We start from the raw sequence: 12,343 nt of genomic DNA on the forward strand, positions 1-12,343 counted from the left end.
AAAACGTGAAAAAGGCACGTAACCCCCGGTTTCATAAGTGCTTTTTCAACTATCCACAAAACCTGTGGATAACTTTGTGGGCAAATGCCTCTTGACACGTCCGGAGCCTCCATTTCATGCGGGTCTCAATAGTTTGCACAAAACCCATGCAAGAAATAATTTCCTTAAAAATCAATTACTTGAAAAAATCGCATATCGTGCCGCCAACAAATATTGATATGAATGATTCCTGCTAAGAAAAGCCCAAGCTTTGTGCATAAGTAATGGCAGATTGTTAAAAATTTCGTTTCTGCTACATGCTGGTGAGTATGCCCGGATATTCACTGTTTCATTCCGGCCCATCCCACTTAGCCGCGCAATTCCCGGCTGATATTGTGGACGGCCTCGACCAGCGTGGTGACGGCTTCGGGCGGCGTGAATTGCGAAATGCCATGACCAAGGTTGAAGATATGGCCTACACCGGCTTCCGGCTTGCCGAAAGATTCCAGCAATTTGCGCACTTCCGCCTCGATTTGCGACGGCCCGGCGAACAATACGCTGGGATCAAGGTTGCCCTGCAAGGCGACTTGATGGCCGACGCGACGGCGCGCTTCGGCGAGATTGACGGTCCAGTCCAGACCGACGGCATCGGCGCCGATATCGGCGATCTGTTCCAGCCACAAGCCGCCGCCCTTGGTGAAAACGATTGCCGGAATCCTGACGCCATCCTTTTCACGCTTGAGCTGGCGCATGACTTCGGCCATGTAGCGCAACGAAAACGCCTGATAAACACCATCCGCCAGCGCTCCGCCCCAGGTGTCGAAGATCATCACGGCCTGTGCGCCGGCGTCAATCTGCGCGTTCAGATAGGCGGCAACGGCGGCGGCGTTGGTCCTGAGGATGTGATGCATCAGGTCGGGACGGTCGTACAGCATGGTCTTGACCGTGCGGAAATCGTCCGATCCGCCGCCTTCCACCATGTAGCATGCCAGCGTCCACGGACTGCCGGAAAAGCCGATCAGCGGCACGCGGCCGTTCAGTTCTGTACGGATCTGGGTGACGGCATCGAACACGTATTGCAGGCTGTCCGGTTGCGGTCCCTGCAGCGCCAGCACCGCCTTCTCGTCGCGCAGCGGACGCTCGAACTTGGGTCCTTCGCCGTCGGCGAAAAACAGGCCCAACCCCATGGCATCCGGCACGGTGAGAATGTCGGAAAACAAGATAGCCGCATCCAGCGGATAGCGGTCCAGCGGCTGCAACGTGACTTCGGTGGCGTAATCGGGATTCTTGGCCAGGCCGAGAAACGAGCCGGCGCGCGCGCGCGTGGCGCGATATTCCGGCAAATAGCGGCCAGCCTGACGCATCAGCCATAACGGCGTGTATTCGGTCGGCTGGCGCAGCAAGGCGCGCAGGAAAGTGTCGTTTTTCAGCGGAGCAAATTGAGGCATGAGCAATCGGGGCAATCGTGTTGGCCGAACCGGCAAACGCGTATTATCTCATTCAATCCGGGAACCGGATGCGCCGGATTGATGAGCGGCAGGCCTCGTGATATTGTCGTCGCTCTATAAAAACAAGGAGACAGAGATGAGCAAGTCCATGAAGACATGGCTGGCGGCGGCGCTGCTGACCGGCCTGGCGATAGTGCATACGGCCGGCGCCGCCGAGACCAGCCGCCTCGACGAGGTCCTCAAGTCAGGCAAGTTGCGCGTGTGCATGACCGGCGACTATAAACCGTTCACCTATTTCAAGACGGACAATACCTTCGAAGGCATGGATGTCGATCTGGCGCAATCGCTGGCCAAGGCGCTCGGCGTCGAAGCGCAATTCGTCAAAACCACCTGGTCGACGCTGATGGAGGATTTCCTCGCCAAGTGCGACATGGCAATGGGCGGTGTATCGGTCACGCTGGATCGCCAGAAGAAGGTCTCGTTTGCGGTCTCGCACATGCTGGACGGCAAAGCCGCCATCGCCCGTTGCACCGATACGCAGAAATTCCAGTCGCTGGCCCAGATCGACCGGCCGACCACGCGCGCCATCTTCAATCCCGGCGGCACCAACGAGCGCTTCGCCCGCGCCAATTTCAAGCAGGCTCAGTTGGTCCTGCATCCGGACAACGTCACGATTTTCCAGCAGATCGTCGACGGCAAGGCCGATATCATGGTGACCGACGCCAGCGAAACGCTATGGCAGGCCAAACAGCATCCGGAACTGTGCCCGGTCAATCCGGACAAGCCGCTGCAGTTCGCCGAGAAAGCCTTCATGCTGCCGCGTGCCGATGTGGCATTCAAGGAATATGTCGACGCCTGGATGCACATGCTGAAGGCGACCGGCGACTACGACCGCATCTTCAACAAATGGCTGCATTGATCGTCCGTCAATTGACATCCATTTGATTCGCGCCGATTCATGCCTTCGGCGCCGCGAACCAGGCCGCAGCGGCCTGCACCAGTTGTTGCGCCCAGATGCGTACGCCTGCCGCCGAAGGATGATAACCGTCGTGTGCCATCAGGCTGCGATCGCGGGCGTCGCTGCGGACCGGCACATAGATGGCGTGCGGCGTCGAGGCCGCCAATTGCTGCGCCACCCGGCTCAGGGCGCACGCCTTCATGCCGAGCACATGGCGCAAGGGCTGCGGCAAGGCCGGAAACAGATGCAGCGGCGGCACGCCGGCGATGATCAGCAGTTCCGGCGCCAGTTGCCCTTGTACGGCCGCGATCAGCGTCGCAAGATCGCGACGATAACGGCCGCTGCTGTGGAATGAGGTGCTGTCGTTGACGCCGAAAGCGATCAGCACAATCCGCTTCTTGTGCTGCGGCAGCGCCTGCAGCAGCGGCAAGACCTCGCCAATAGCATCGGCCACGGTAGCGCCGTTTTTCCCGAAAGCGGCCCAACGCACCGATTGCCTACGACATGCCGCCAGTTGCCGGGCGAACTCGGCGGTGATGGCATGCTCCTGCGTCTCCACGCCGACGCCTGCGACCGGCGACTCGCCGATGGCGAACAATTCGATCGCTCCATCGCTCTGATCATCTCCGCCACCGCCCTCCGGCAGACACACGCCTTCGCGCGCACCGGCCGCTTCCGGCAGGCGCGGTGTCACGCGGCGCGTGCGTTTGCCCTGCGCCTGCAGCCAGGGCAGCAGCGGCAAGGCGAACAATTCCGGCAACCAGCGGCGCATGACCCTATTTCACCTTGAGTCCGACCAGTTCCTGCTTGGCCGGTGGGAAGGCCAGCTTCATGTCCTGCAGGGTTTCCAGGACGATGCCGGCGATCGCGAGGTTGCGATGGGTCTTTGAGTTGGAGGGAATCACATACCACGGCGCGTGGTCCGTATCGGTGGCCTGGATTGCCTGGCCATAGACCTTTTGATAGTCTTCCCAGCGCTTGCGTTCTTCCAGATCCTGCACGTCGAACTTCCAGTGCTTGGTCGGGTCGTCGATGCGCTCCTGCAGCCGCGCACGCTGCTCGTCCTTGGAAATATGCAGGAAGAACTTGAGGATGACAGTGCCCGTTTCGCTGAGCATACGCTCGAAATCGTTGATCTGCGTATAGCGCCGCTTGCATTCGGCGGCGTCGATCCAATCATGGACGCGCGTGATCAGCACGTCTTCGTAATGGCTGCGATTGAAAATGGCCAGCTCGCCCTTGATCGGCACTTGCTGGTGGACGCGCCAGAGGTAGTCGTGCTGCAGTTCCCGCTGGCTCGGCGCCTTGTAACTGACGATGCGCATCCCCTGCGGATTGACGCCGCCGAACACGCCCACGACAGTGCCGTCCTTGCCGCTGGTGTCCATGCCCTGCAATACCACCAGCACTTTCCTGTCATGCACGGCATAGAGCATGGCCTGCTGTTCGCCTATCTGCGCGGCGATCTGCTGGGTTTGCAGCCTGTCGGCGGCCTTGTCGCCGCTCAAGAGCGGTTTGGCGGCGGCGTTGTCGTCCTTGATGTCGATCTTCTTGCCGGCACGGAACTGCTCGCGAATCTTCATGTTGCCATTCTCCTTGTTGGTTGGCGGGCGATGTGGCAGCGACGGAAATGCCTGCGCTTCTTTCTACAGCACGCCGTGCGTGATTCCCATTGCATGGTCGACTTTGATGCAACGGTCCATGATGACAGTCAGGCCGGCGGCCTCCGCCTTCGTTGCGGCGGCTTCGTTGACAATGCCTTGCTGCATCCAGACGCATGCGGCGCCGATGGCGATGGCTTCATCCACCACCGGCGGAATGTCGCCCGACTTGCGGAAACAATCCACGATGTCGATCTTCACGCCACTGCCGGCCAACGCTTCGGCCGCTTTGGTCAGGCTCGCATAACAGTGCTCGCCGAGTATCTCGGTACCCGCGTACATGGGATTGACCGCGACGATACGGTAGCCCTGCCGCTGCATGTAGGCGCTGACATCGTAACTGGGACGATCGGGTCGATTCGACAACCCGACGACGGCAATGATGGGCTTGGAAGGGTTGCTGACGTTCACAGGGCGAGTTCCTTTGCTGCAAGTGGCGTAACTGCGCGGCATGATGATGCATGATCGGCGCGTGTCGGTTTACTTTACCTCATCATGCAGCGCATCGGCATCGGACGATGAACCCGGACCATTCAAACGGCAAATGATGCCGCCAATGAATGTCGTCAATGCGGTCAGGGCAGGCAGCCAATAAAAAAGGCAGCCTGAGCTGCCTTCCTTATTGATGCCAAATGACTGATCGCCAATGCTTGCCGTCTAACGCTTCTGACGCAGTTTCTGAATCGCTGCCAATTGCGCCACCGCAGTTGCCAGTTCGGCTTGTGCGGCTGCGTAATCGATCTTGGAATCACGATTTGCCAGCGCTTCTTCCGCAAGTTTCTTCGCGGCGCTTGCCTTGGCTTCGTCCAGATCGGCGCCGCGGATTGCAGTGTCGGCCAGAACGGTCACGGTGTCAGGCTGCACTTCCAGCAAACCGCCGGCGACGAATACGAACTCGTCGTGCGCCTGTCCTGGAATCTTGATGCGTACGGCGCCCGGCTTGATGCGCGTGATCAAGGGGGTGTGGCGAGGATAGATCCCCAACTCACCCGCTTCACCCGGCAACGCGACGAATTCCGCTTCGCCGGAGAAGATTGCTTCTTCGGCGGAGACTACGTCAACGTGAATAGTATGTGCCATATCGTTTCCTATCCGGTCAGCCGCCTCGCCCGGATTCCAGGCAAGGACGACATCGCGAGAATCAAGAGATCTTAGTTGATCTTCTTGGCCTTTTCGATTGCTTCTTCGATCGTGCCAACCATGTAGAACGCTTGTTCCGGCAGGTGATCGAGTTCGCCGCTAGCGATCATCTTGAAGCCCTTGATCGTGTCTTTCAGCGAAACGTATTTACCTGGCGAACCGGTAAACACTTCGGCAACGTGGAACGGTTGCGACAGGAAACGTTGCATCTTACGTGCGCGGGCAACGATGAGCTTATCTTCCGGAGCCAGTTCGTCCATGCCCAGAATCGCGATGATGTCGCGCAATTCCTTGTAGCGTTGCAGCGTACCCTGAACAGCGCGTGCTGTTTCATAGTGTTCCTGGCCGACGACTTGCGGATCCAGTTGGCGCGATGTCGAATCGAGCGGATCGACCGCAGGGTAGATACCCAGCGAAGCAATGTCGCGCGACAGAACGACGGTCGAGTCCAAGTGGGCAAACGTGGTTGCGGGCGACGGGTCGGTCAAGTCATCCGCTGGCACGTAGACGGCCTGGATCGAGGTGATCGAACCGGTCTTGGTCGAGGTGATGCGCTCTTGCAGACGGCCCATTTCCTCAGCCAGCGTCGGTTGGTAACCCACGGCGGAAGGCATACGGCCAAGCAGCGCGGACACTTCGGTACCGGCCAGCGTGTAACGGTAGATATTGTCGACGAAGAACAGAACGTCCTTGCCTTCATCACGGAAACCTTCAGCGATCGTCAGACCGGTCAGCGCCACGCGCAGACGATTGCCCGGCGGCTCGTTCATCTGACCGTAGACCATGGCAACCTTGGAGTTTTCCGGGTTTTCCAAATCCACAACCTTGGCGTCGGCCATTTCGTGATAGAAGTCGTTACCTTCACGAGTACGCTCGCCAACACCGGCAAACACGGACAGACCGCTGTGCGCCTTGGCGATGTTGTTGATCAGTTCCATCATGTTCACGGTCTTGCCCACACCCGCGCCGCCGAACAGACCGACCTTACCGCCCTTGGCGAACGGACACACCAGGTCAATCACCTTGATGCCGGTTTCCAGCAGTTCTTGCGATGGCGACAGCTCGTCGTATGCAGGCGCCTTGCGGTGAATCGTTGCGGTTTGCTCGTGACTCACCGGACCGCATTCGTCAATCGGATTGCCCAGCACGTCCATGATGCGACCCAGCGTGGCTTTCCCGACCGGCACGGTGATTCCCTTGCCGGTGTTCTTGATTGTCATGCCGCGACGCAGACCGTCCGAAGTGCCCAGCGCAATGGTGCGGACGATGCCGTCGCCCAATTGCTGTTGCACTTCCAGCGTCAGTTCCGAGCCTTCCATCTTCAAGGCGTCGTAAATCTTAGGCATCGCGTCGCGGGGAAACTCAACGTCCACCACAGCGCCGATACACTGAACGATTTTGCCATCAGCCATTTTCGTTCCTTCAATATATAAAATTAAAACCTGTTACGCATCTCTGCATTAAGTCGTTAGACCGCAGCCGCACCGGCGACGATTTCGGACAGTTCCTTGGTAATCGCTGCCTGACGAGTCTTGTTGTAGATCAACTTCAACTCGCCGATCACGTTACCGGCGTTATCGCTTGCTGCCTTCATCGCGACCATACGGGCCGATTGTTCAGACGCCATGTTTTCCGCCACAGCCTGATAGATCAGCGCTTCGACGTAACGCACCAGCAACTCGTCAATCACGCTTTGCACGTCGGGTTCGTAGATGTAGTCCCACGAATGCTTGCCTTCGTCGGCTTGCAACTTGTCGCTCGACAGCGGCAGCAATTGCTGCAGCGTCGGCTCCTGGCGCATCGTGTTGATGAACTTGGTATAAACCAAATAGACCGCATCCAGCTTGCCTTCCTGGTAAGCATCGAGCAGCACCTTGACGGGGCCGATCAGCTTTTCCAGGTGCGGCGTGTCGCCGACCTGGACCACATGCGACACCACTTTGGCGCCGATACGGTTCAGGAAACCAAAACCCTTGTTGCCGATCGCAACGGTTTCGACCGCATTGCCTTGCGCTTCCAGTTCGCGGATCTTCGCAGTGGTCAGGCGCAAGGAATTGGTGTTCATGCCGCCGCACAGACCCTTGTCGGTCGTGACGATGATGAAACCCACCTTCTTGGCACTGTCCTGCTTGACCATGAAAGGATGCGTATACTCCGGATTGGCGCGCGACAAGTTCGAAGCGATGTTACGAATCTTGTCACTGTAGGGACGCGCCGCATGCATCCGGTCCTGCGCCTTGCGCATTTTGGATGCAGCGACCATTTCCATCGCCTTGGTGATCTTCTTCGTATTTTCTACGCTCTTGATCTTGCCGCGTATCTCTTTACCTGTAGCCATGAGATTGACTCCTTATAGCCTCAGTTGAGATTAGTACGCGCCGGATTTTTTGAAATCGGCAATCGCAGCAGCCAATGCCGCTTCAGCATCTTTATCGAGTTGCTTGGTGTCTTCGATTTTTTGCAGCAGGGCAGCGTGGCTGGTCTTCACAAAATTGTGCAGACCGCTTTCGAACGCCAGCACTTTCTTGACTTCGACGTCGTCCAGGTAACCCTTGTTGACGGCAAACAATGTCACGGCCATCAGCGAAATCGACAATGGAGAGTATTGCGCCTGCTTCAACAGTTCGGTCACGCGTGCACCGCGGTCCAGTTGCTTGCGGGTGGCTTCGTCCAGGTCGGAAGCGAACTGCGCGAACGCAGCCAGTTCACGATACTGCGCCAGGTCGGTACGGATACCGCCGGACAGGCTCTTGATGACCTTGGTTTGAGCAGCGCCACCGACGCGCGACACCGAAATACCCGCGTTGATCGCAGGACGGATACCGGCGTTGAACAGCGATGTTTCCAGGAAGATCTGACCGTCGGTAATCGAAATCACGTTGGTCGGAACGAATGCGGACACATCGCCGGCTTGTGTTTCAATGATCGGCAGTGCTGTCAGCGAACCGGTCTTGCCCTTGACTTCGCCGTTGGTGAACTTCTCGACGTAATCAGGGTTGACGCGCGCTGCACGCTCCAGCAGACGGCTGTGCAGATAGAACACGTCGCCCGGATAGGCTTCACGACCCGGCGGACGGCGCAGCAGCAGGGAAACCTGACGGTAGGCAACCGCCTGCTTGGACAGATCGTCATACACGATTAGCGCGTCCTGGCCGCGATCGCGGAAGTATTCGCCCATCGCGCAGCCGGAGTAGGCCGACACGTATTGCATAGCAGCCGATTCGGAAGCCGATGCGGCGACGACGATGGTGTAATCCATCGCGCCGTGCGCTTCCAGCGAACGCACGATGTTCTTGATCGACGATGCCTTTTGACCTATCGCGACGTAGATACATGTCACGTTCTGGCCCTTTTGATTGATGATCGCATCGATCGCCACGGCAGTCTTGCCGGTCTGGCGGTCGCCGATGATCAGTTCGCGTTGACCGCGGCCGATAGGCACCATGGAGTCGATCGACTTCAGGCCGGTTTGCATCGGCTCGGAGACGGATTGACGCGCAATAACGCCCGGAGCGATCTTTTCGATCGGAGCTGTCAGCTTGGCGTTGACCGGTCCCTTGCCGTCGATCGGCTGACCCAGCGCATTGACCACGCGGCCGCGCAGTTCAGGACCGATAGGCACTTCCAGGATGCGACCGGTGCACTTGACGGTGTCGCCTTCGGAAATATGTTCGTACTCGCCCAGAATAACGGCGCCGACGGAATCGCGCTCGAGGTTCAGCGCCAGACCGAAAGTGTTGCCTGGGAATTCCAGCATCTCACCTTGCATCACGTCAGACAGACCATGGATACGGCAGATACCGTCGGACACGGAAATAACCGTGCCTTGATTGCGAATCTCAGCGGTATCGCCAAGGCCTTGAATCCGGCTCTTGATCAGCTCGCTGATTTCAGATGCGTTGAGTTGCATACTAACTCCTAAAAATTTTTCTATCGCTTAGCTATTACGCCAGGGCTCAGGCACACGCAATTAAATTACGCAGCCAGAGCAACATGTAACTGTTGCAGCTTCGCGCGCACCGAGGTATCGAACACTTCGTCACCGACAACCACGCGCACGCCGCCGATCAAAGCATTGTCCACCTTGACGGTTGGCGTCAGCTTGCGACCGAATTTCTTTTCCAGCGTGGCGACCACATCCTTCAATTGCGCATCGGACAGTGCGAAGGCGCTGGTGATCTCTGCGTCGGCTGCGCCTTCCTGTGCGTTTTTCAACGCATGGAATTGCGTCGCGATCTCCGGCAACAACGCCAGACGGCCGTTCTGCACCAGAGCGTTGACGAAGTTTTGCGCTTCGACGCTCAGCGGTGTTTTCAGGACGGAAGCGAACGTGGAAGCGACCTGCTGATCCGACAGCGCCGGATTTTGCACGAACGCCTTGACGTCAGGATGCGCTGCGGCTTGCGCCATTTCGGAAACGAGATCGGCCCAGGCTGGCAGACTGCCGGCCTTGGCCACACGGAACAGGGCTTCTGCGTAAGGGCGAGCAATCGTTGCGAGTTCGGCCATATTACAGCTCTGTTTTCAGTTGGTTCAGCAAGTCGGCATGCGCCGCTGCATTGACTTCACGCTTCAGGATCTGTTCGGCGCCTTTGACCGCGAGGGTCGCAACTTCGCCGCGCAATTCTTCCCGCGCTTTGGTCACTTGCTGCTCTGCATCCGCCTTTGCATTGGCGATGATGCGCGCTGCTTCGTCGGAAGCGGTCTTCTTTGCTTCTTCGATGATCAGTTGCGCACGCTTTTCAGCGTCGCCGATACGTTTCTGGCCTTCGTCGCGTGCGGTCGCCAGCTCTGCCTGGACGCGCTTTTCAGCGGCGGCCAGGTCGGCCTTGCCGCGGTCTGCTGCGGCCAAACCGTCCGCAATCTTCTTCGCACGCTCGTCGAGCGCCTTGATCAACGGCGGCCAAACGAATTTCATCGTAAAACCGGCGAGGATGAAGAAGACCACGAACTGCGCAAACAATGTTGCATTTAAGTTCACGGTAATTTCCTTCTCAGAATATCGTGTGCCGAATCAGTCAATCCGGCAAAAATGAGAATCGGCTATGCCGTCGGATTATTTCGCGATGAACGGATTTGCAAATGCGAACAACATGGCGATACCGACACCGATCAGGAACGCAGCGTCGATCAGGCCGGCCAGCAGGAACATCTTGGTTTGCAGGGTGTTCATCAGTTCTGGCTGACGTGCAGATGCTTCGAGGTATTTACCACCCATGATTGCGATACCGATACAAGCGCCGATAGCACCCAGGCCAATGATCAAACCGCAAGCCAAAGCAACGAAAGAGACATCAGTCATGACAATTCCTTAGAAAGTTAAAGTTAATACGAAAATCAAAAAACAAACCAAAAAGCTAGAACCGTACTGCAGCCTTGTTAATGCGCCTCATGCGCCTGGCCGAGGTAAACCAGTGTCAACATCATGAAAATGAATGCTTGCAGCAGCACGATCAGGATGTGGAAAATCGCCCAGATCGAGCCCGCGATGACGTGGCCGACAAAGCCGAACGCCGTGGCGGCCGAACCCAGCAACGCGATCAGCAAGAACAGCAGCTCGCCCGCATACATGTTGCCGAACAACCGCATACCCAGCGACACGGTCTTTGCAGCAAATTCGATGATGTTCAACAGCAGATTGAAAGGCGCCAGCCAGATGCCGAACGGCGCCGCAAACAGTTCGTGAATAAAGCCGCCCAGGCCCTTGATCTTGACACTGTAATACAGCATCAGCGCCAGCACGCCCAGTGCAATGCCCAGCGTGCCGTTGAGGTCGGCGGTAGGAACGATGCGATGATGGATTTCTTCCATGCCGGCCAGACGCATGATGCCCGAGACCAGATCAACGGGCAGGAAGTCCAGCGAATTCATCAGCGCCACCCAGACGAACACCGTCAATGCGAGCGGCGCGATGAAGCTGCGATCGCCGTGGACGATGGCCTTGGACTGGTCTTCGACCATTTCGACAACCATTTCGACAAAAGCCTGGAAGCGGCCCGGAACACCGGAAGTGGCCTTGCGCGCTGCCAGGTACATGAACAGACAGGCAACCACGCCGCAGAACACCGACCAGAAAATGGTGTCCATGTTAATGATTGAAAAATCAACAATCTTGCTTTGGTGCTGCGAAGAGAAATGTCCCAGATGGTGGACAATGTATTCCGAAGGAGTAGGTGCGTGCGCAGCAGCAGTCATGGTCGATGTCTAAACAGTAAAATTAAGTAACCTTTAAGCACCGCGATGAAGCTCAGCACAAATGCGAGCCAGTTAACATCGCGATACAACCAAACAACTGCGCCCATGAGCGCAAGAGTCGTAGCAATCTTGATAAATTCCCCGAAGAAAAACGTCATCGGGTTAGCCCCATCAGGTTTGCGAGCACTTGTATAGAGACGCAGGGCGAACAGACTATTGGGGACGATGCAGCACATTCCCCCCAACAATGCCGACCACAACGCAGATACGCCGCCCAACAAACCAGCTGTACATGCAGCGACGACCATGGCCACAAGCTGCAGAAGGATGATACGCAGCATATATATCCAATATCGTGCAAGCCGCACTCATTATGAGCAGACGGCGGTTTAGAAGCCCGGCGATTATAAAGGCTTGCATCCGCATCCGTCAAACTTTTGGCGCGGGATTACCGTGATATATGGTGAAGTTGCCGGTCAATTGTCGGCTTTAACATACAACTGCATAGTGAGCCAAAATCGGGCAAAGGGCGATTACCTGCGAGGTAATACGAACAATACGAAACAAACTTCGGCAAAGCTGTCATTTGACTGACAAAAACGCGATCCTGTTTGGCAAAAATGCACAGGAAATACGCCGTGAGGTACGATGACTTGTGACGAGAACCTTAATACTGGCGCGACTTCTCCCTTACCCTTGCCATTTTTCACACCGGCAAGGTGACCCTGCCCCCTAAGCGCGTGCCATCGCCGCTCGATAGACCATGCCGCGCAGCTTTGCTGTATCGCTGTGTCAAAGCTGAATTCAGGCATCATAACCTTGTCGGGCCAACAATGGGCGATAAGTTTCCCAGTGAAATTATTTTGGAATGCACCTGCGTGAAGGCGTCCTAGCAACTGAGCATTCCTAAAACTCATTTCATCAACGGGCGTGAGTGCGAGCTTGCCCTGTTTGGGATGGAG

General features: G+C 57.0%; 14 protein-coding genes. 1 reads left to right on the plus strand and 13 read right to left on the minus strand.

The window, feature by feature from the left end; translation table 11 throughout:
• Positions 1-347: 347 nt before the first annotated feature.
• Positions 348-1,427: a uroporphyrinogen decarboxylase gene (hemE, locus tag RV1423_RS10515; RefSeq protein WP_034296230.1), complete on the minus strand. Its 1,080-nt coding sequence runs from the start codon at positions 1,425-1,427 to the stop codon at positions 348-350.
• Between the two features lie 148 nt (positions 1,428-1,575).
• Here hemE and RV1423_RS10520 point away from each other — a divergent pair, with 148 nt between their 5' ends.
• Positions 1,576-2,346: a transporter substrate-binding domain-containing protein gene (locus tag RV1423_RS10520; protein WP_197034921.1), complete on the plus strand. Its 771-nt coding sequence runs from the start codon at positions 1,576-1,578 to the stop codon at positions 2,344-2,346.
• 37 nt (positions 2,347-2,383) lie between these two features.
• On the opposite strand, the gene RV1423_RS10525 is transcribed toward RV1423_RS10520, so the two are convergent.
• The 12 genes from RV1423_RS10525 to RV1423_RS10580 form a co-directional block, all read right to left on the minus strand.
• Positions 2,384-3,157, minus strand: a complete 774-nt coding sequence (locus RV1423_RS10525) for an SGNH/GDSL hydrolase family protein (protein ID WP_034296236.1) — start codon at positions 3,155-3,157, stop codon at positions 2,384-2,386.
• Between the two features lie 4 nt (positions 3,158-3,161).
• The gene (locus RV1423_RS10530; protein ID WP_034296238.1) at positions 3,162-3,968 is read right to left on the minus strand and encodes a PPK2 family polyphosphate kinase; all 807 of its coding nucleotides are present in this window, start codon (positions 3,966-3,968) and stop codon (positions 3,162-3,164) included.
• Between the two features lie 63 nt (positions 3,969-4,031).
• Positions 4,032-4,457, minus strand: coding sequence for a CoA-binding protein (locus RV1423_RS10535; RefSeq protein WP_034296241.1), 426 nt, complete (start codon positions 4,455-4,457; stop codon positions 4,032-4,034).
• A gap of 246 nt (positions 4,458-4,703) precedes the next feature.
• On the minus strand, positions 4,704-5,126 hold the full coding sequence (locus RV1423_RS10540) for a F0F1 ATP synthase subunit epsilon (protein ID WP_034296244.1): 423 nt from the start codon (positions 5,124-5,126) through the stop codon (positions 4,704-4,706).
• 71 nt (positions 5,127-5,197) lie between these two features.
• On the minus strand, positions 5,198-6,598 hold the full coding sequence (gene atpD, locus RV1423_RS10545; protein ID WP_034296247.1) for a F0F1 ATP synthase subunit beta: 1,401 nt from the start codon (positions 6,596-6,598) through the stop codon (positions 5,198-5,200).
• A gap of 56 nt (positions 6,599-6,654) precedes the next feature.
• Positions 6,655-7,524, minus strand: a complete 870-nt coding sequence (atpG, locus tag RV1423_RS10550; RefSeq protein WP_034296250.1) for a F0F1 ATP synthase subunit gamma — start codon at positions 7,522-7,524, stop codon at positions 6,655-6,657.
• A 30-nt stretch (positions 7,525-7,554) separates the two neighbouring features.
• Positions 7,555-9,096: a F0F1 ATP synthase subunit alpha gene (gene atpA, locus RV1423_RS10555; protein ID WP_034296253.1), complete on the minus strand. Its 1,542-nt coding sequence runs from the start codon at positions 9,094-9,096 to the stop codon at positions 7,555-7,557.
• A 65-nt stretch (positions 9,097-9,161) separates the two neighbouring features.
• On the minus strand, positions 9,162-9,695 hold the full coding sequence (locus RV1423_RS10560) for a F0F1 ATP synthase subunit delta (protein ID WP_034296256.1): 534 nt from the start codon (positions 9,693-9,695) through the stop codon (positions 9,162-9,164).
• Position 9,696: 1 nt separating this feature from the next.
• Positions 9,697-10,167, minus strand: a complete 471-nt coding sequence (locus RV1423_RS10565) for a F0F1 ATP synthase subunit B (RefSeq protein ID WP_034296260.1) — start codon at positions 10,165-10,167, stop codon at positions 9,697-9,699.
• 75 nt (positions 10,168-10,242) lie between these two features.
• Positions 10,243-10,488, minus strand: a complete 246-nt coding sequence (gene atpE, locus RV1423_RS10570) for a F0F1 ATP synthase subunit C (RefSeq protein WP_006461334.1) — start codon at positions 10,486-10,488, stop codon at positions 10,243-10,245.
• 77 nt (positions 10,489-10,565) lie between these two features.
• A complete protein-coding gene (atpB, locus tag RV1423_RS10575) occupies positions 10,566-11,381 on the minus strand; it encodes a F0F1 ATP synthase subunit A (protein WP_034296265.1) in 816 nt (271 codons plus the stop codon).
• Positions 11,378-11,722 (minus strand): ATP synthase subunit I, encoded by a 345-nt coding sequence (locus RV1423_RS10580; RefSeq protein WP_034296268.1) that lies wholly within the window; start codon positions 11,720-11,722, stop codon positions 11,378-11,380. The genes atpB and RV1423_RS10580 overlap by 4 nt, the downstream gene beginning before the upstream one ends.
• Positions 11,723-12,343 lie beyond the last annotated feature (621 nt).

Origin of the sequence: Herbaspirillum sp. RV1423 (assembly GCF_000577615.1) — a bacterium.
Taxonomy (GTDB): domain Bacteria; phylum Pseudomonadota; class Gammaproteobacteria; order Burkholderiales; family Burkholderiaceae_D; genus Herbaspirillum.